Here is a 19,281-nt window from a genome sequence, read left to right as displayed (position 1 = left end):
GGCTAGTGGTTGGCCACTACCAGCCCCCACAGCGGACTTTCACCGCCTAGGTAATCGCCATGCGTGGCGCACAGCAAGAGAGCCCAACCCTTCCGGTTGAACTCTAAGCACACTTAGGGAATATGACATTCCATACTTCTCTGTTCATTTCAAGAGAAGTGAGACAACACACTTGTGACCTTGCGTATTATTCAGCGAGAAGCCTCTCTTCCCCAAAAGAGCTAACAATCTTATGCAACGTTACTCCCTCCGGCAGAGCTTCATCAAAAATAGCCTTATAATCTTTATTGGATCTTGCAACCTTATCCTTATCGATTCGGCCTACGCTGCAAATGACGGCGTATAAAACCCATAAGCGATGTACAAACCATACGGGACATGCGCTTTTCTCCCCATCTGACCTGCACGAGCCTCTTGATCGGCAGCATCCCCACTTTTAATATCATCAGCATTGGTTAATGCTACACGAGTAATACTTGACTCAGAAGGAGAATCGCAACATCAGTCACAATTCCCTGCATGGTCTCCGGATCGATTCTCGGCAGATTGCCGCCATCCGGATCTCCGTTCGGGTTGCCATCCATCACATCAAACACAAGCATAAAGTCATAGCGCTTACTCGGAGCAGTAATTGGATTCAGATTCATTGTCTCGTTCCTCCTCGATAGCCTCTTGATTTGCATCACTTTCATTGACAACAGTGGTAGGAGTATCGGTTTTTTTCTTATAGATCTCTTGCTTTTCATGGTAAAATAGCCGAGTGCAAATTCAGCCTGCTCATGCAAGCTGAGCACAACCGAAAATTCTTGCAGCTGTTCGGTTATCAGTTGAATTCTTTGCTGATAGCGTATTTCATATCCTTTCTGCGTCTTGCCTATTTTGCTTAAATGCCATTTGCTATTACGTATCAGCAGTCCAAAAATAGATCGTGGTGTCGATTGAAGCCGCCGCATAAGTAAGTTGATGTTATTCTGGCAGAATCCAGTTCCATGGTCCAATCCTCCTTGTTTAACGTCTGACTATTCTGACTAATCAACCAACTTTTTATAGCCGCTGCCTGTACCCACGTCATTACGCCTCCTGCCTGAATTCTTCGCAGGGTTTTGGATACTATTCGCTCAGGCATCCTTCTGCCATAAAGCGCCCAGTTCATCCAATCTTGAATATCATGCTTTTGTATCTCCTTTTGCAATAGAACATTTGAATCCTTTGGGGAAATTATCGAACCAGCACTAAAAGACCAAACTGCTGAGAAGTGCTCGGCAGCTTGGTCTTTTAGCCATAAACTCATTCACATGTACCAAAATCTATAATTCATAATTTCAATCCACGCACTCACATGGAGTGCGAACAAGTCACGTTAACATATCACAGAAGAACAGACTCCTGAATTGTCTTGCCAGAGGTTATTATCGATCTCTCCTTCTGCGCACAGAAGGCAATTCTTCGTAATAAGATTTTAAGTGCTTGTCTAAAGTCCAAATTCTGATAGAGCCTATTCTTTGCCATAATAAGTCCACGGAGCTTCATCGTTAACAGTTCTTTTTATTAGTTCGGCCATTCTTTGAGCTCGTTCTCTTCTTAGATTACCATCGGCAATATGTGCAATGTGATTCCCCGTTTCAATAATAGCTGCTAACGGCAGAATCAATGTCTTCTGTTTATCTTGTTGCAATGCAGTAAGTTCTTCAATGACTTCACGATGGTTCTGATTTCTAAAAGGGATGTTTATAATGTTACATAAAATGGAAGTGTCGATGATACTCACATGCATACTTACACCCCCAGCCAACCTAAATCTGTGTTATTCTGAACGGGCTTCTTTAAAGCCTTTACTAGTTCATCTCTAACTGTCAGGTCACCCAAATTTCCTTTGGACAATAAAGTAGGTAAAGATTCTATATCTGGCAATGAGTAAAATTTGCTTGAACCATTATGTAAATCCCTGTAACACAAAACAACGCCTAACAATTCTTCTTTCGTAAGAGCGTTAAGCAAAGCGGGGTTGTGTGTAGTGATAATGACATCTATATTTCTTTCTTTGGTTAACCTTAATATGGTTTGAATTAAGCTCTTAATTCTGCTCGGATGAATGCCATTGTCAACTTCTTCGATCACAATCATGCTGCCTGGTTCTTCACTAATAAGCGAGGATAAAATGGCCAGGTATCTGTGCGTGCCATCCGAAAGCCGTTTGGCTTCAACAAACTCCGAACGTTCACCATACTTTTCTTTCAAGCGAAACATAACATCGCCAATTGAAGTTTCGATAAACCCGATATCTAGAATCTCATTTTCCGGCAGCTCTTTCAGTGCCTTTAATAACTCCTCTTTATAGTGTTTATTTTGGCACAATACATGCAGTACAGAAGAAATATTATCTGCTGTCGGTCTTAGTTCATGATCACTCATTCTTGAATAATCTCTCATCCGACTAGGTAGCGGATCTAAAAATAAAATCCTTCCCAAGCGTTCTAAAACCGAATTGATGTACATTACATTTTTCTTAGTATGTTCGTTTGTCGTAGGCATTTTAGACGAAAGCTGAGCCAATATAGAAACAGAACGAATACATGTAACCTCAGGGGTCTTCCATTTGCGCCCATTATCGTACTCTACATGAATATCGTTAAAGTCATCAGGCGTATCTTTGGTCTGAAAAACAACAATCGGTTTCGCGTTAGGTGAAAGTTTGAACAGATGTTCTGAAAGAACGAACACCCGATTGCTGACTTTTATGGTGATTGAATATTCCAGATCATATTCTTCATCGAACTTAACAATGCAGCCTAGTGTAAAAGTATCTGAGCCAATCCTGGGACACCCCATACTTCCGCCTCTAATTTCACTATCAACGTTCTTCGATCCATCAAGAATAACCGCCAGTTCTCTCCCCGAAGATATTTCAGAAAGAATCTTTATACCCTCGATGGCATTAGTCTTGCCACCTGCATTGGTGCCAATTATAATTCAATTTTGGGGCCTCCTACTTTTTATTGAAACCATTGATCATTTTCTTCAATGAAAGTCAGACACTCCGTAAGATTTCCTTCATACAAGCTGACCCATTGCCCTGTATGACGCTGGAAACCAGTCTCGCACTTCTCTCCGCGTACATCAAATAGTGTAATGCGGGCCATTGGGAACTCCGCATATTTTCCATCAATTAAAGGCTTTTTAAATTGCATCTCCGGGTTATCCCAGCCAAATTGTTCATACAGACGGTACAGATAAATTCTCCCTGCTTTTATTTCGACACGATGAACTACTTCGCTTAGCTTTGAAGAAGCCATAATATATTGTTTCACTGTTGCTTCCAGACCTAGCTTATCTCTTGCCTCTAATCTTACTGGTTTTGAATGATACGACCAGCGTTTAGACATGATTAATCTCACCTCTAGTTCACCAATTTCATAAAACAGCTAATTCTATTGTATCTGAAGGACAAGGGACAGTATACTACCACATATCGTGAACCTATAAACGTCAAATATAGAGATTCTCGGAAAGCAATGCTTTCGACACTGTAGGAAAGTCTTTGCTTTCCGTTTTATTCCAAGCATATTCTGTTTATGCTAATATAAAAGGATATATCGGACAAACAGGAGATTTCAGCTGCTATGAAACGCGCCCTTAACAAAATAGAGGCCTGGCATAAAATCGAGTATTTGCGAATTTACGAAATTGATGAAGCGAATTTCGATCAAGAGATAGCGGATAACGAAATTGTCGCGTCTTCGCTGGCTCGGATCGACGATGACCTGCCGTGGCTACAGCCTGATACATTTAATTTAATCGAAACGGACGACTGGACGTATATTCACACCGTATTTATCGGCGTTTTCGAAATTGGGGAAGTGCAGCAAGTGGTACGCAGCGGCTTTGCGGATAAGCCCGATGAGTTTCAAGACGACCTAAGCGGTAGAAGAACGGCCTATGCTCAAATACGCGTGAATCATAGAGGAGAAGTTGTAGCGGATTCTTGCAAAATTTCTACTGTACCGTTTGCGCTCAGTAAATTGAAGCGAGGAACGCTTTACGAGGATTGGCATGATGAATTTCGAAAAATTGAAACAGATGTAAGCTTAGCGGTCATGCAAGCTTGTCGACATCAAGTGACGATTGCTTCGTTGCAATCCCTTCTTGAAGCATTCACTGACAAATTCGGTTGGGCCGCTTCTTTCCACTCAGAACCTTACTGGATCTACAGTAATAAAAAAATGAAGCGGAAGCAAGAGGAAGAAGCGGCTGAAGAAGAGAATGAGCAAGAACCAGGTAATGTTGATATTCTGAATAGCTTCTTTTTGCGAGATCTGGAGATCGTCCGGCAAGAGATCGCCCAAGGATCTGCGGGGCAAGGGCTGCACCACTATCTAAATGGAGAAGATTTGCTTGAACCGGGATCGAGAATCGATTTGGAACGACAACCTGAGCATTTATCGGCTGTTGCTGCTCCCGACCAAGTGCCGCTGGGCAAATGGCCAAGCGGGTATCATTTGAATTTGATGCAGCAAGCGGCAGTAAACCAGATTATGAGCCGTTTGGGAGAGGCGTCGGGTATTTTTTCAGTGAACGGCCCTCCAGGTACGGGGAAAACGACACTCCTGCGTGACGTCATTGCTGCCATTATTGTAGAACGTGCCTGCAACATGGTATGTTTTGAAAATCCGGCAGATGCGTTCAATAGAATAAAAAACATCGGTCAGTCGGTGATCAATCATCTTGCCGATTCACTAACCGGTTATGGCGTCATCATTGCCTCTTCTAATAATGGTGCAGTCGAAAATATTTCGCTTGAGCTTCCGGATGAGAAAACGATTCCTGAGTCGTACCGCTCACATCCCGGAGCACAGTATTTGCAGCGTGTGGCGAAAACCGTGTACGGAGAGCGCGCTTGGGGCATGATCTCGGCCAGGTTGGGCAATAGCACTAACCGTTTTAAGTTTAATCGAAACTTCTGGTTTAAAAAAGAGGATGAGGGCTATTCGTTCAGACGATGGTTGATGGAGGCAAAACAGGCTCGCGCCACTAGCGAAGACCGTTTTAAGTCGTGGAACGAGGCTAGAGAAGCTTTTCGTCACGCATTGCAGACTGTACAACAACATCAAGCAGAGGCAGTCCAAGTATTCGATACGCTAAGGGAACATTCATCACAAGAAGAAGCATTACATATACAGCAGATCGAACACAACGAATTGGCAAGGCAACGGCAGCAAGTGCTGGAAGCATATCAGCAGCAAGAACGTGCACTATTCCGCTGTCAGGAAGGTGTCGCGGAATGGAAAGAAATCGCCGCAACGCTCGACAAGATAAAGTATGGATTGTGGGAGAGGTTATGGAAATACAAGGAGTATAAAGCTCACCGTACGCGGCAGCGGGATGCCTATCTCATGTTGTCGGAGCAACTGCAAAAGCACACGGAAGCCACTCGTCTGTTAGAAGACTTGCAGCAGCGCATAGAACAATGGGACTCTCGGCTTCATGACTCCAACGAGAAAATGAAGACATTGCAAGCCAGCATGGGCAAGCTCCGACAGTTCATGGATCAAGATAAAGAACACACTGGCAGAGTTGTCATGGACAAAGCGTTCTGGGAGTTGTCTCATGATGAGAAACAGAAGAGTACGCCGTGGATGACCAAGGAATGGGCGGTCGGGCGAGAACTGTTATTTTTGGAGGCATTGCGGCTTCACGAGCAGTTTTTATTTGTTGCACAGCCTCAAATCATTGGGAGCTTCTATGGCTTTACGAATCTTAGAACCTTGGTCAAAACGGAGGAACCCGAGGTCATTCGTGCGATATGGGACATATTCACCCTTGCCGTTCCTGTCGTCTCCACCGCGTTTGCCTCTGTCCACTCTATGTTCCACGGACTTGGAAAGGAATCCTTCGGATGGCTATTCATTGACGAAGCAGGACAAGCCGTGCCGCAAGCAGCGGTTGGTGCGATATGGCGCGCTCAGAAGACGGTTGTCGTCGGCGACCCGAAACAAATTGAACCTGTCGTAACTTTGCCTGAATCGATTTTCTCCGATCTGCAACAGCATTATGGCGTAAATGCTGCATATGTGTCTTCCACAGCCTCCGTTCAAACGCTCGCGGATACAGCGAATTCGCATGGAACGTGGCTAAAAGAGAGTTGGCTTGGCAGTCCGTTATGGGTTCATCGCAGATGTGATCATCCGATGTTCGACATTAGCAATGAAATTGCTTATGATGGTCGGATGGTGCTTGATAACAAACCACCATCGTCAGATGTCTTGAGAACATTCGAAGATTTGGGAGCAAGCCGCTGGATAGACGTATACGGAGAAGTAACCTCAAAACAGTATGTACGCGCGCAGGGAATAGAGGTCGCCCGTTTGGTCAGCCAAGCATTCACCATCATGGCAGCGCAGCATACGGAACCCAAGCTGCCTGACTTGTTTGTCATTACACCATTTACAGCGGTTAAACGAAATCTGATCGAACTGTTGAAGCGACATTATCAGCATATTACGAAAGGTAACGTATCGAAGAAGGCATATGTCAGATGGCTGTATCGCTCCATCGGAACAGTACACACATTCCAGGGGAAAGAAGCAAATGTGGTGGTGCTTTGCTTGGGTGCTGATTCCACGCGAAAATCTGCTGTTCAATGGGCAACGACTGAGCCGAATCTGTTAAATGTGGCCGTTTCCCGCGCTAAACATCGGCTTTTCGTTGTAGGCGATAAGCAGCTTTGGATGCAGTATCCAAACGCTAAGGCGTTGGTGGACAGATTGGAAGTTTAAGTTCAAAAAATAAAAAAAGACACAGGAAATGACATTCGTCTTGTCACCACTGTGTCTGTTCTACTCTTATTCAAACAATTGCCTATGCTTATTGAAGAAGCGATAAAAAAATTGTACATTGTTCAGTTCAAACCATTCTGCTGTTTGAAGAGGCCTGGCATCCAGATTATAGATTTTGGCATTTAACGTGCCTAACACAAAGGGAGAATGAGTGGCAATAATAAATTGACTATCAAAAAATCGTGCCAATTCATTGATTTGTTCTGCCAGTCTGATTTGATTGGCAGGGGAAAGCGACGTTTCCGGCTCGTCCAATAAATACAATTGCCCGGGTAGCAGATATTCCTCAAAGAACTGCATGGAGGTTTCTCCATTAGAGTATTTTTCTTGTGAAAATTGAATATTCTCCAGCTTCTTCTTAAACGCATACGAGGCTTCATATTGTGCTACCTGGGCCTTGCTCATCCCTTTGTCGACCTGCTCCTCATACAGTATTCCCTCACGCAACACGGAGGATTGCTGTATCTTCTTGATCTCATATAAAATATCCTCTGATTTCATATATCGGCTTCCTTCAGGAAGCTGCCTGATTTTATGCTCTTGCTCATCATGCCCAAGCTGATAGCTGCTCAAATCAAGGAATCGCTGAGCATAAATACTATGCCCATAGTTTGTCATTCTTTCAGCCCCCGAAATTCCCAGTTTGTTGGCAATTACATTGAGCAAAGTGGATTTGCCGCTACCGTTATTGCCGTACAACACAGTAATTCGATCAAACATAAGCACCTCTCCAGCCACGTGCTTAAATACATGATCAGGGTATATGTTGGGATTTCGATCCGTATAATCAGAAAGCTTAAAGCTTCTCAAATAAATCAATTGCCACACTCCTTCTACCGTCTTATCGTATTTTCTCAACGCACCTCGATGGTGAAAAGTAGAATTAGGATATGATCCTTCTTTTTCTCCATCAGACGGGGGATTTCCTTTAATGTTCTTGTAATTTAAGTAACACAGATCACGGATTCAGGAGGTGGTTTCATTGGTAGCAAATGTAGGTTTTCCGGCGGCATTATGTTCCATTCTCCTTCGTTATGTTCTCAATACTATTCCGATGATGTCAAGAAAGAGACAATTAGCCTACATATAACCACGAAAGAATTCAAAAAAAACTGAACAAGCTGACGCCGGTTGATTACCGACGCCAGCTTACAGCCTAGGGGTTTTTATCAATATCTACAAAATGACCACTGTCGCAATGGTTCCGTTTTCTTCAATACTCCCATTTGCACAAAGGCTGCCGCAGGAGTTTTAACGATATTCCCATAATTGCAGCGCCGCGCCGATCATGCCGCTGCCATTGCCGCTTGCCGCCCGCACGATGGGGACTCCTTCCGCGAAGGAGGGCATCGCTCTTGCATAAGCCTCCTTTCGAATACAGGAAAGCAAGGGCTCACCGATATCTGCCAGACCACCACCGATCACGATTAATTCGGGATTGTACAGATGCATTAACCCCGCAATTGCAGCTCCAAGAGCGCGGAACGCATCATCCATCACCTCAATGGCCGCCGTATCACCTGCCAGCCAGCGTCGAACCACCTCACGGGTGTCTGGCGGCGAATCGGCCGTTTCTCCAAATGCAGCCATTCGTTCGTGATACCGGGCGGCAATGGATGTACCGGAAGCATACTGTTCCAGACAGCCAATGCCCCCACAGATGCAGGGGATGCCCTTGAAGTCAACCGGCATATGTCCGATCTCTCCGGCACCGCCCCACTTCCCGCGGAGAATGGCGCCGTTTGCCACGACCACCCCGCCAACACCCGTTCCGAGCGTTAGCCCGACCATATGCTGCACATTCCGGCCCGCCCCCAGCCGCGCTTCGGTGATGGCCATCACATTTACGTCATTATCCACAATTACCGGCAGTCCGAATGCGCTGGTGATAATCTCTTTTAAAGGTGTACCTGTATAATTCGGAAGCAGCTCGGAGGCATAACGGATGATGCCGGAAGGCCACTCCACCTGTCCGGCCGTTCCGATGCCGATTCCGATGACCTTCGCTTCCGCCATGGCATTCCGCTGCCAGTCCAGCGCTTCTCCAGCAATTTGTTTGATATGCTCAATAAGTGGCATGTCGGTTGTCTTCGTCGGATAGCCAACCATGTGCAAAATGGTTCCGTCACGGTCTATAACGCCAGCATGGATCTTCGTGCCGCCAATATCCAGCCCGATGGCGACCTCGGGCGGTTGCTTTTCCCGCCCAAGCCTAACCATACGGGAACATCTCCGTCTGAAGCACAGCGTGAACCGCTGCGGTGAACCTTGCGGCGATCAGTTGGGGGCGTGTGATGGCGTTGCCGACCACAGCATAGGTGGTGTCTGCTGACTCCACCGCAATTGCCATTTTCCGCATGGCATCACCGCCGTACAAAGGTTCTTCTTCGAGCGCTTGGGCGGATACGATCAAGCCTCGATTTTGCAGAATAGATGTTGTACGCACTGGCAAGTCTCCTCTCTAATTGGCATTCTAAGCAGAAGAATTGAAAAAAAGATTTGTTTGCGGATCGAAATGCCACATTTCCTCTATTTCTTGGTGTTCATCCTATCGGAGACCGGAAGAGTAATGCTTGCTTACCTGACAATATGTGCAGGAACCTGCATGCTGTAAAAATTCTTTGATGCAGGCCTGTGATCGCTCTATTGCCGATAAAGTTGAAGAAGAGTAACATGCTATTCTTCTTTCTCTTTGTCATCATGAAGCATCATCTCTGATACGGCATATACAAGCTGCATTCCGTCCTTCATGCCCTGCCAATACAAATATTCATTCTCCAATGCCTGCTTGTAATGATGCTTATCCTCCCATTCCGAGAACTCAGGTTTATTCACAATATCCATATCCGAAAACAGCTTCTGAAATGCCACATACTCCTCCTCATGTAATTTACTAATCTCAGGATGGCGTATGATGCGGGCTGAAACATCGTCAAGCCGATGTTGAATAATGCTTTCAAACCATATTGGGAGCTTCAAAATTGACTCCTCCTCGCACATATTGTCCTTCTGTTTGTTCGAATTTTGCATGATGCAGCTGCATTATTAACTGATCAACCTTCTGGCTTAATACCAGCAGCTCTTCATGCTCAGACAGAGGGACAGACTGCTCCAGCAAAGCTTGGCCGAGTTCATTCATCCTGCGTCTTTCTTGCTCCATTTCTTCAAGTAAACGAATCATTATTTTGCCTCCTACTCCCTTCTTTGAGCTAATCATAGTAATTACACCTCAAATTTGCTCGTTAAATTTAATGCGAATATCGGTTTATTTTATTTTACTCCGATATTCGCATTAAAACAACAATACTATCTCGTACAATTTGGGTAAAATGAGAGGTGCATATTGATATGAAGCATCGCAAGGAACCACCCGGTGACAAAAACATTATTGGCTCCCGCGTAATCGCCATACGTAGAGCAAAGGGAATGAAGCAAAAAGAATTTTTAGCCAGACTGCAGACCTTTGGGCTGGATATCAGTCCAACGAGCCTATCACGCCTGGAAGGACAGTACCGTCTTGTTCAAGACTATGAGATCGTGATCATCGCCAAGGCTTTGGAAATATCCGTTGGTGAGTTGTTAGGTGAAGAATATGAGTGAATATCATCGCTTCTATGGCCTCATCATTTCACATACCACTCTATCCGCCGATCTTCACCATACCAACAAGTACCAACATATTCAAAATTAGCAATAATGCGAATGACGCTCAAGTCAATCAGATAAAATAAACCGCCAGCAGAAACTGGCGGTCTATTTGGCATCCACTTTAATAAGAGGGCAAGCTACTTCAGAAAATTACCCGTGCTTTTATAATACATCCATCTCTTCGTTCATTCCTTCGTTCGTTTCTTATCCTTGTTCTAGTGTGCTGTTTTTGTCGGTAACCGGCAAAAACAGCACACTTAGATATTCCTACCTAGCCATTGTTGTTGAGTTAGTCCTCTTAAAAACTATATAGCCCACTAAGAATAGCTATTAGAATCATTGATTTCCTTACTTGGAGGAATACTTTTGAGCTTTTATTATACTCTGTAGCTCCACTACAGTCATGACCCTATTTCGTCTACGATGAATCATACTATGGCAATTTGAACAAAGAGGAACTAAATCAGTTAAAGAATTTATACTCGTTCCCTCTTTAAGCTCCGACAATGGAACTGTGTGATGAATTTCGATGAAATTATTTGCAAGATCTTCACCGTAAAATTCATTGAATTTGAAACCACAAGCTTTGCAAGTCGTTCCGTGTATTTCAATAGCTTTAGTTCGATTCTTTATACTGCGTTCATAACTGACATGGATTCTTGTTTTTGTTGCTCCTTCTTCATCAGCAATAAAGTTTATTTCCACTGAATTCGTTTTATTCTGTTCTGTAGAAAGGGCACTGGCGCTTAAAGCCTGATTGACTGAAGTGGATAAAATAAAAATACTCGGTTTATCTGAATATTGCTTATAATCTACCAAAAATGCCCTTCCATAGTATTTAAAAGGCGTATGATGAATATCTCTATAAAATAAATAGATTAAATCTTTATTGGCCTCTGCATTAATTATTCTTTTATCATTTGTATGGCTGGTTTCTCCCTCCATATGAAGTAAACCTTCTTCTATAAAGTAATCGTGGTACTGAGTATCTGATTTTTGTTTAATTTTAGTTACGAAAAGGATGATTATATTTTCATCAACTGGGGTTACGATTCCACGACTTATAGCTTGACGGCTTTTATATCCCAAAAGTGGAGCTAATGTATCACGAACGTATTCTGCCCCTATTTCCAAACTTTCCATATCAATCGGCATAAGATGCATCTCCTCATAATATAAAACAGCAATTTATAAATATAATTACTGCAAAAAGTCAATAATGCAAATAAAAAATGGGATAAGGGAAAGTTTAGAGGCGAGCTATAAATTTTTATACTACAATACCCTCATTTATTGCTTTTTCATAAAGTGCATTTAATACCTTACTTTGTCTTTCCGAAGGAGCCACCAGAGTTCCTAACGCCATTTTCTCAAGTATATCCATCTGGGTACGAGTTACTTTACATATCGATTGATATTTTTTGTAATGATCTAGTAAGGTTTTCCACACTTGTCTTTGTGTATTGACCACAAAAATTTGAATCTCTATATCATTCTTTAACTTCTTTTCTTTCTTTTCTTCTCGCCTGATATACTTTGTCTCTTCCTCGTTGATAAGAAGCGAATCGTCTAGCTCTACTTCCATTTGAAGCTTTTTTACTCTTTCCCAACATTCGCGTTTTTTACACCACTGTGCTATATTTGCTGACCCTTCAGGGGGATTAGTAATGGAATCGTAGATCCCCTTGGTAATTATATCAATGATAGGAGTGAGCTCATAAGGCAGCTGCTGTTCGTCCCATATCTTCTTAAAGTTAAAATGCTTTCCCGTTGCTTCTACAAGCTCCGACAGGTAAGCAATAGTATAAGTTACCGTCTGAGCTCTGAAGCCACCGTCATACCACGCGGCCTTAGAGATCGCCTTCTCTACGTTTTTAAAAAGAATAATACGTGCTACCGCATCTTTAAAGTAGCTCTCCGTAATTGCGAGATTCTCCTTTTCAAGCCACCCTGTGATATGATCTGCAAACGAAGCAAAGCTATACTGGGCTCCCTTGGATACAACATCTGGCTTTCTAAGCCATGAGTTTTCACTCTTCGATAAAAAAGTTTTATCCAGTAGTTGCGACTTTGGATTTTCCAATTGGAATTTAGTCTTTTCTGCTTTAGTAAGATAAGTCTGTTCGTTGAGATACTCTCCTCGTACTCTTTCATAGTACCAATGCGTTCTGCGCTGTGACCCCCCTACACTTGGAGCCCACACCCTTTTAGAGTTATTTTTCATTTCCTTGTGGTAGGGATTGTTAGAGAAGAAGTCTGACTTATTCACTTTGTTCTGAGTATTAGCATACTCAGAGACTTTTGAAACGAAATCATGCTGTTTTTCCTTCTCTTTAACTACAGACAGCTTCATTTGAACAGAAACCTTAGATACATCTAATTTTGAATTCTTTTTGGCTGCATAGATAGACGATGTGGTTTGAGCACCGTTTACAATTTGGAAATCAATAATTTTTGAGATGTTCCCCTCATCATCAAACTTAACTTCACTTGCTGTCGCGGTAATCCCATTGTTGTAGGCAAAGAACAGTCCAGGATTATACTCAATTGTGTTTCTGATCCCTTTATTTACTCCACCTTTAAACTGTAAAAAAGTTCTAACGTTCTGCTCGAAAAGTTTCTGTCCAAACTGCTCATAGATTCCCACTAGGTCGTCACCTGTTAAAAAAGACAAATAAGACTGGTACTCTTCTGAGCTCGTTGGAATCTCTAAGTAGGGTAGTTTTACATTTATCTCGAAATTATTGTCCGTATACTCGGATAAATAAATCTTGTGAATATATTCAATATCAATCACCCTTAAGTCTACTGGAATATTGTCCAGCTCTTCAGAGGGTAAATCAGTCAGAGTTCTTGTTATTTTACCGTCAGTAAGCACAATCAGTCGAATTCTACTTACTTTCCCAACTTGAACATAATGGTAGATATAATAAGCTATCGAGTACGCATCCGACGTTTCTTCCATATCTCTATAAAGCCCGCCTATACTTCTTTTTACAAACGTTCTGAGCCTATTGAACTTTGTTGTGATATGCATTTTTGTCAGCGTGTCTATATGATCTTCTTGAAAAAATTGATGAACTAAAACAGTGAGCATTTCTCGAGTTTCATCATAATCATAACCGTGAACTTCAATACCTGTTTTGGAGTAGTCTGCTGCCGTATAGTCACTGGTAAGCTCACCTATGCTTACTAAAGCTTCACAGGCAGTTTCAAAAAAAGCCTGGCTTCGCATTAGCCCTCTGCTTTCTGCATCAGCAAGAACGCTCTGTAAAAAGTCCTGATGGAACTCCTCTAAACTGATCATTTCTTACTCCCTCACTTCAGAAAGTTCTCTAAGCTTGTCTCAAACTCTAGACATTTCGATAAATCAATAGAGTAGCTTATTGATACAATTGGGTCCTTAACATCATGCGGAGTAATTCTAGGAAATGCATCCGTTACACTAAAGATTCGTTGATTATCTACTATAAAATTATTTAGTTCTTCATTTATGATTTCAGGAGCAAAACCGTACGCTAAAAGCTTAGACTCAAACAAATCTAAATCATTACTTGTACCATTGTCAGTGATAAGTTGTCGAATATCATTGGATAGCTCTTCAATTGAGTTTCCGTTTTTAGAAGCTGTCAGGGCATATACCGCTAAATATATGGAATTTTTATCACTGTAGAGCTGCTTCATAGAAGAGATGCTTACAGTATCTCCCTTAGAAGTTCTGTATGACTTTACCTCAAGAACAGCATCATCAAGTAGAAAGTCCTGTTTATCCAAAGATGGACCGTTCCAAGCTGTAATCGCCTGATGTATACCAACCTTAGGGACCACAAGATTTTTTAGGCACAAGAGCTCCGAAAACAATCCCATCTGCTGCTCTATAGAAAATGAAGATCGCTTATCCTGCATTAATAGCTGCTGCCAGCGTTTAAGACGCAATTCTATTGCATTGATCATTTCTTTACCATCAAAGTATTCCAACACTACTCTTATCAAATCATCACATAGTGAATAGAAGATCTCCCAGTCTTCATTATTTTGAAGTATTAAAAACAGATCCGTTGTATTACTCCCCGTCTCATCTCTTATCAGTTGAATGCCTTTAAGCTTTATTTTTTCCTCTTTTATATCAATGCTAGTGTTTGTTTGGATTCGTAGTCCGTAACTCCCATGGGGATCAATAATCCAAAACAGGTTATGAGGTGTATGAGCATCAACACGTCTTTTAGAAAGCCGCTCCATTCCTATCCAAGGCCTATTGTGCATAGTCGTCATAATCTTCCTCAACTTCACTTAAAAGATTTTTAATAGTTACACTGTTAATTTTTACTTTTACAGTCTTTTTACCGCTTTCGATGCCACCAGGAAAACTGATACCGAAGGCGGCCAATCCCCCTTTAGGAGTCCGAGGATCGTTATTTAGATCTTCACCCTCTGGAGAGCTCACTTCTCCATCAATTACATGCAACATAAGAAGTGGTCTTTCCAACTTACTCCTTGCTGCCTTTCGATCACTCCCACATTTTTTTCTATCCTCCTTAGTTAGAGAAATAGCTTCAGCAGTTCCAGTAGACACCTGCCTGTTACTAACTTCTAAGTAATCGCCTTTGTATATAAGCTTACGTCGTTCCTGCTTTATTTTTATGTTACCTATAGAAAAATCCTGATTTTTTTCCTTACCACTATATAATGCTACATCCCAATCTGTTGTCATCTTATTTACATACTCACGTACAAATTCAATGGGCATTCTAGAATTTAAGCCAAATTGATCTGAAGTGACGACATTAAAGTGTTCTATGAAATAAGCAATAACACCCCTATCAACATGTTTCCATAAGTAGCTTCTATATTCGGGTTCCGCTTCACCAGCTTCAGAAGACTTTTTGGACCCATAAGCATCTTCTATTTGGGCAACAAAACTTTTAATTAACTCTATATTTCTGTTGTTGATTTCAGGATCACTGTGAATCCAGCTTGTCTCCTTAGCAGTCCCATCCAGCTTCATTTCAAAATAAATGTCTTGACTACTCTTTTGTTTATTTCTTGCTGTCACCTGAAGTCCACTATCCGGATGAAATTTTACAGCTAACCCAAAGTCCGCGGGGGTCATTTTGGCTCTTGACATTCTATTTAGATCATCGACTAAATCTTCAGTCGCTTCGATAATCAACCTAAACCTGTCTGCCACTTCTTCGGGCATGTAAATATAGCAAAGATCCTCATAATTTGGACGGTATCCAAACCATCTTCCCATTTGCATTAAAGTATCATAAAAAACGGTACTTCTGAGAAAGTAGCTAACGCTCAGACCTTCCAATGTATAACCTCTCGAAAGGCTTGTTCCACCAATAACAATCGCATTTGTAGCAATGTCCTTTCTATACTCCAGAGGAACAGTTGTCTCATTATGAACTTCTCTTACTATTAAAGAATTGATTATTTCAACCAAGCTATGAAGTACTGATGTCCATTCAAATTCTAAATTAGGGTATCTTACCGAAAAAGTATCTTCTAGATCCTTAATTATTTTGTTCTGTAATGAGGCATTGTACAATCTACCATATGAAGATACCGCTTTTTGGATCTCTTCAACATATGAACGGATATACATGCTAACCCTTTGATGAACCTTTGTAAAACGAGTAACATGGATGAGCATACTATTATGCTTGTCTCCCTGGCCCCGAAGTTTCCTAACACCAACATTTATTACGAAATGTCGGACAGCCTCATACAAACTATCAGGTAGGCAACGTATAGGTATATCTTTTTTATGATTGAGAGGTAAAATCTTCTTATAATCTTTTATACAAACAACGTGCTTAAGATTAGGATCTAAGAATATTTTCGCTGCTCCAAAATAATTAGTTGGTGCCTTTAGAGCATAAATGAAATCTTTAGGAAAGATATCTTTTCCAACGTCATCATTTACAGCTTCATGGTCAATAAAAATATTGGCATATGGCGTAGCTGTGTAAGCTACATAAGCGCTTTTGTGAAACAACTGTAAAAGCTCTCTTAACCTTTTATTAATAATTGTTGGATCTTCTTCACTTTTAGTATTTATTGAGGCATAATCCGATTCATCATCAATCATAAGCATGGCATGTTTGGCGATTTGGTTTGTATATTGTGCTTTAAGCCAATCTATTACGTTTTTGAGTGTTTTTGAGTTTTTCTTAATGACCAATAATATCGGGCTACTGATATTATCAAGATTTATTCCCTGCTTGTTTTTATCTGCGTCTTGCTTATTGAAGTCCTGCTCTGCTGTGGTTAGGCTTATCGGAAGAAGTTCAGCTTTCATATCCCCAAGCTTCCCAACCCCTACAGGAATCCCTTTATCTTTTCCAACAAATGCCTCATTCAGGCGTACTTGAGTTTGATCCCTAAGGTTATTCATACCTCCAGCTATAACTACAATAAACTTATAGCCTGCATCAGCGGCTTTACAGACCAAGGCAGAATAATTGCTTGTTTTTCCTGATTGTACGTGACCAACGACCATACCTACTCTTGAGAAGGCTTCAATAGACTCGTTAAAAGGATTCTCAATATTATCCATGACTATATCCGTATCTTCATCAGTAGTCTTAACTACTTCGGGCGCTAAGAATTTACTTATGTACTCCTTATACCTTTTCCAGTAGTACCCATGGGACTCTTGTTTCACTTTACCAGTCCACCATGTAGTGTCTCTTTTCTGCTGATCTGTCCCTTGAACAAGTATCCCAGTTTCCATTCTTACGTCGAAGTGGGTTTCAAGTTCCCGCTCCATGCGCATCCAATCCTTTTCTGATAGTTCCCTTAGATCAGGAGCAGACAGGAGGACCGATAAAACAGAAATACCAGTTGCAGAAATAACCTTTTGGATCGCTTCTATCTCTTCTTTAATTTTATTTTCAGGTAGAACCCCTTCTACATCCTGCAGCTTTTTCAGAATAAAGGATTTTATCACCTGATAACTATTAGTCTCCATCTTTCAAAAACTCCTCTCTATTCTTAAACATCTCGGTTTTTAGTAGACTGGCAATTATCTCTTCGTCTAATCCACTAGATCTAAGCTTCATTGCTATTTCCTTAATATCTTCTTCAGTCAATAAGGTTTCTTGGTGTACTTCGTATGGATTCTGCTGCAACTGTGCTTGGATCGCATCAAGAGGTAAATATGCTTGTAGGCCTTTTAGATACATTTGCAGTATTTCACGAGTCTCGACCGCTAGCTCCTTAATCAATCTATCTAGTAATGGATGATCCTGATTTAAAGTAAATCTGAAACCTCCATTATAAGGGACTAGCTCCCAAAATTTAGTTGTTGTTTTATCCTCTATTTTTTTCCCTCTACCAGTGTAGAGTCGTGAGCCTTTTTCTGTAACTTGTCTAATAATTCTTCTTAAGTCATTTTTTATCTCCGGAATAGGACTTGCTGTTGATTTCTTAATATCAATCCCCCAGTCCTTATCCTGTTCATTAGTAATATCGATTTTAATCCGAACAAGTTTATGAGCATCATTTGTCTTATGCAATCCCCACCAGGTTCCGTATATAAGCAGTCTTCGTGCTCTATAAAGGTAAAAACCTTGAGTTCCTGTGTACCCTTCTTCCGTGGCATATTGTTCATACTCCTGTTGGGACAACTTAGAGTGATGCGGAAGAATAAACGGCTGTATTGTGATTGTAGATCTATTGATTTTCAACTTTTCGATTGTAAGCTGCTGGGTAGCTGGATGATTAACATTGAAAGGATTAAAAGGCTTTAATGAATTGTTATTGATTGTAATGTTAATAGCTTTTTGCTTTGGTCCTCCCTCCAAGAATTGGTGAAAAACTAATGATAAGTGCTTTCTTAAATTTGAAATTGTAGATGACACATCTGATTTGGTTATGTTATCAATTCCTTGCCAAATAATTAGAGTTCCATTGTCCTGAGATTTTAATTGTTTTACCAGGGGTAGACTTATCAACTGATTAAGTGGAGGAGTTAACAAGATCCACTCACCTTTATCTGCAATAAAATCCAGGTCCCACTGCCTTACTGAAGTTTTCCTGTTTTTTTTAGATATGACAGTCAATTTTTTGCACTGTGAAAACGAGGCTGTCTTTAGGCCTAGCCCAAATCTACCTAAATCTGATTGACTCCTCTCACCCTCTGGACTTTTCGTTCCTAAGCGCATAGCCTCTACAAGCTCAGTACTGGTCATTCCATTGCCATTATCGAGCATGCAAAAAGTCAGTTCCGGTTCTGCATGTATCTGAATATGTATTTCTGCAGCTTGAGCTGTGATACTATTATCCAAAACATCTGCAACTGCAACTTCAAATGTATAACCTACATCACGAAGTGACACAATGAAATTTTTAACATTAGGACTTACAATTTCCTTCTTCACATCATCAACACCCTGTTCAATATTCCTTTCTGATCTTCTAAGCGATCAGCAAAGAGTAGCTCCTACTTAATTTAATCGGTATAAGTTTAATTTTTTTTTACTATAACCTTCATTAAAGAGGTACAAAATGGGCAATTCATTAATTTTCTTTTGGGACACATTAAAGTTGTGATTTGACCGTAATAGAAGAAATTATCCTTGGTGTACTACCAAAGAGTCCTACCACATACTTATAGCTGAATTCTTACTGCAAACAGACTCATGTAAGTAAAGTCGAAGAGGTCTATACCTCACTTCTCGCTAGTTTCCCAACAATTGAAGAATTTCTGCGGCTTCAGATTCAAGACTAATAGAAATAATTAACCCTATTGGTCTAATTTATCGCGCTTTTAGAATTAAAGCAACTGTCG

16 protein-coding genes and 1 pseudogene are annotated in these 19,281 nt (G+C 41.3%); 2 read left to right on the top strand and 15 right to left on the bottom strand.

What is annotated here, in order from left to right:
• Nucleotides 1–461 precede the first annotated feature (461 nt).
• The 5 genes and pseudogenes from ACE5LO_RS21480 to ACE5LO_RS21460 form a co-directional block, all read right to left on the bottom strand.
• On the bottom strand, nt 462–647 hold the full coding sequence (locus ACE5LO_RS21480) for a type I CRISPR-associated protein Cas7 (protein ID WP_445993911.1): 186 nt from the start codon (nt 645–647) through the stop codon (nt 462–464).
• Nucleotides 648–806: 159 nt separating this feature from the next.
• A pseudogene (locus ACE5LO_RS21475) lies at nt 807–1,126 on the bottom strand (type I-C CRISPR-associated protein Cas8c/Csd1); the annotation flags it as partial.
• 369 nt (nt 1,127–1,495) lie between these two features.
• Nucleotides 1,496–1,774, bottom strand: coding sequence for a hypothetical protein (locus ACE5LO_RS21470; RefSeq protein WP_375522022.1), 279 nt, complete (start codon nt 1,772–1,774; stop codon nt 1,496–1,498).
• A gap of 2 nt (nt 1,775–1,776) precedes the next feature.
• The gene (locus ACE5LO_RS21465; RefSeq protein WP_375522029.1) at nt 1,777–2,964 is read right to left on the bottom strand and encodes an AAA family ATPase; all 1,188 of its coding nucleotides are present in this window, start codon (nt 2,962–2,964) and stop codon (nt 1,777–1,779) included.
• Between the two features lie 29 nt (nt 2,965–2,993).
• Nucleotides 2,994–3,383 (bottom strand): hypothetical protein, encoded by a 390-nt coding sequence (locus ACE5LO_RS21460; RefSeq protein WP_375522021.1) that lies wholly within the window; start codon nt 3,381–3,383, stop codon nt 2,994–2,996.
• 237 nt (nt 3,384–3,620) lie between these two features.
• Here ACE5LO_RS21460 and ACE5LO_RS21455 point away from each other — a divergent pair, with 237 nt between their 5' ends.
• Nucleotides 3,621–6,773 (top strand): DEAD/DEAH box helicase, encoded by a 3,153-nt coding sequence (locus ACE5LO_RS21455; RefSeq protein WP_375522020.1) that lies wholly within the window; start codon nt 3,621–3,623, stop codon nt 6,771–6,773.
• Nucleotides 6,774–6,839: 66 nt separating this feature from the next.
• Here ACE5LO_RS21455 and ACE5LO_RS21450 read toward each other — a convergent pair whose 3' ends face one another.
• The 5 genes from ACE5LO_RS21450 to ACE5LO_RS21425 all read right to left on the bottom strand — a co-directional run bounded on the left by ACE5LO_RS21450 (nt 6,840) and on the right by ACE5LO_RS21425 (nt 10,014).
• Complete coding sequence (locus ACE5LO_RS21450; RefSeq protein ID WP_375522028.1) at nt 6,840–7,661, bottom strand: AAA family ATPase; 822 nt, start codon at nt 7,659–7,661, stop codon at nt 6,840–6,842.
• Between the two features lie 423 nt (nt 7,662–8,084).
• Nucleotides 8,085–9,053: an ROK family protein gene (locus tag ACE5LO_RS21440; protein WP_375522019.1), complete on the bottom strand. Its 969-nt coding sequence runs from the start codon at nt 9,051–9,053 to the stop codon at nt 8,085–8,087.
• Nucleotides 9,046–9,279 (bottom strand): hypothetical protein, encoded by a 234-nt coding sequence (locus tag ACE5LO_RS21435; RefSeq protein WP_375522018.1) that lies wholly within the window; start codon nt 9,277–9,279, stop codon nt 9,046–9,048. The genes ACE5LO_RS21440 and ACE5LO_RS21435 overlap by 8 nt, the downstream gene beginning before the upstream one ends.
• 230 nt (nt 9,280–9,509) lie before the next feature.
• Nucleotides 9,510–9,812, bottom strand: coding sequence for a hypothetical protein (locus ACE5LO_RS21430; protein ID WP_375522017.1), 303 nt, complete (start codon nt 9,810–9,812; stop codon nt 9,510–9,512).
• The gene (locus ACE5LO_RS21425; protein ID WP_375522016.1) at nt 9,790–10,014 is read right to left on the bottom strand and encodes a hypothetical protein; all 225 of its coding nucleotides are present in this window, start codon (nt 10,012–10,014) and stop codon (nt 9,790–9,792) included. Before ACE5LO_RS21425 ends, ACE5LO_RS21430 begins: the two co-directional genes overlap by 23 nt.
• 167 nt (nt 10,015–10,181) lie before the next feature.
• Between ACE5LO_RS21425 and ACE5LO_RS21420 the strand changes: the two genes are divergently transcribed.
• Nucleotides 10,182–10,433, top strand: coding sequence for a helix-turn-helix domain-containing protein (locus ACE5LO_RS21420; protein ID WP_375522015.1), 252 nt, complete (start codon nt 10,182–10,184; stop codon nt 10,431–10,433).
• A 396-nt stretch (nt 10,434–10,829) separates the two neighbouring features.
• On the opposite strand, the gene ACE5LO_RS21415 is transcribed toward ACE5LO_RS21420, so the two are convergent.
• The 5 genes from ACE5LO_RS21415 to ACE5LO_RS21395 form a co-directional block, all read right to left on the bottom strand.
• Nucleotides 10,830–11,636, bottom strand: coding sequence for an HNH endonuclease (locus tag ACE5LO_RS21415; protein ID WP_375522014.1), 807 nt, complete (start codon nt 11,634–11,636; stop codon nt 10,830–10,832).
• Nucleotides 11,637–11,751: 115 nt separating this feature from the next.
• Complete coding sequence (locus ACE5LO_RS21410) at nt 11,752–13,788, bottom strand: AIPR family protein (RefSeq protein ID WP_375522013.1); 2,037 nt, start codon at nt 13,786–13,788, stop codon at nt 11,752–11,754.
• An 11-nt stretch (nt 13,789–13,799) separates the two neighbouring features.
• On the bottom strand, nt 13,800–14,753 hold the full coding sequence (locus ACE5LO_RS21405) for a PD-(D/E)XK motif protein (RefSeq protein WP_375522012.1): 954 nt from the start codon (nt 14,751–14,753) through the stop codon (nt 13,800–13,802).
• Entirely contained in the window at nt 14,734–17,460 is a 2,727-nt protein-coding gene (locus ACE5LO_RS21400) for a Z1 domain-containing protein (protein WP_375522011.1), read from the bottom strand. The genes ACE5LO_RS21405 and ACE5LO_RS21400 overlap by 20 nt, the downstream gene beginning before the upstream one ends.
• The gene (locus ACE5LO_RS21395; protein WP_375522010.1) at nt 17,450–18,871 is read right to left on the bottom strand and encodes an ATP-binding protein; all 1,422 of its coding nucleotides are present in this window, start codon (nt 18,869–18,871) and stop codon (nt 17,450–17,452) included. Before ACE5LO_RS21395 ends, ACE5LO_RS21400 begins: the two co-directional genes overlap by 11 nt.
• Nucleotides 18,872–19,281: the final 410 nt, after the last annotated feature.

It is taken from the genome of Paenibacillus medicaginis (assembly GCF_042138635.1).
GTDB lineage: Bacteria > Bacillota > Bacilli > Paenibacillales > Paenibacillaceae > Paenibacillus > Paenibacillus medicaginis.
This window is presented reverse-complemented; position numbering and strand designations above follow the sequence as displayed.

Bases quoted from the DNA above. Each gene is read 5' to 3' on its own strand.
- ACE5LO_RS21420 (WP_375522015.1), top strand. From the start codon at position 10,182: ATGAAGCATCGCAAGGAACCACCCGGTGACAAAAACATTATTGGCTCC.
- ACE5LO_RS21425 (WP_375522016.1), bottom strand. From the start codon at position 10,014: ATGATTCGTTTACTTGAAGAAATGGAGCAAGAAAGACGCAGGATGAAT.
- ACE5LO_RS21460 (WP_375522021.1), bottom strand. From the start codon at position 3,383: ATGTCTAAACGCTGGTCGTATCATTCAAAACCAGTAAGATTAGAGGCA.
- ACE5LO_RS21400 (WP_375522011.1), bottom strand. From the start codon at position 17,460: ATGGAGACTAATAGTTATCAGGTGATAAAATCCTTTATTCTGAAAAAG.
- ACE5LO_RS21405 (WP_375522012.1), bottom strand. From the start codon at position 14,753: ATGACGACTATGCACAATAGGCCTTGGATAGGAATGGAGCGGCTTTCT.
- ACE5LO_RS21440 (WP_375522019.1), bottom strand. From the start codon at position 9,053: ATGGTTAGGCTTGGGCGGGAAAAGCAACCGCCCGAGGTCGCCATCGGG.
- ACE5LO_RS21410 (WP_375522013.1), bottom strand. From the start codon at position 13,788: ATGATCAGTTTAGAGGAGTTCCATCAGGACTTTTTACAGAGCGTTCTT.
- ACE5LO_RS21480 (WP_445993911.1), bottom strand. From the start codon at position 647: ATGAATCTGAATCCAATTACTGCTCCGAGTAAGCGCTATGACTTTATG.
- ACE5LO_RS21470 (WP_375522022.1), bottom strand. From the start codon at position 1,774: ATGCATGTGAGTATCATCGACACTTCCATTTTATGTAACATTATAAAC.
- ACE5LO_RS21455 (WP_375522020.1), top strand. From the start codon at position 3,621: ATGAAACGCGCCCTTAACAAAATAGAGGCCTGGCATAAAATCGAGTAT.
- ACE5LO_RS21415 (WP_375522014.1), bottom strand. From the start codon at position 11,636: ATGCCGATTGATATGGAAAGTTTGGAAATAGGGGCAGAATACGTTCGT.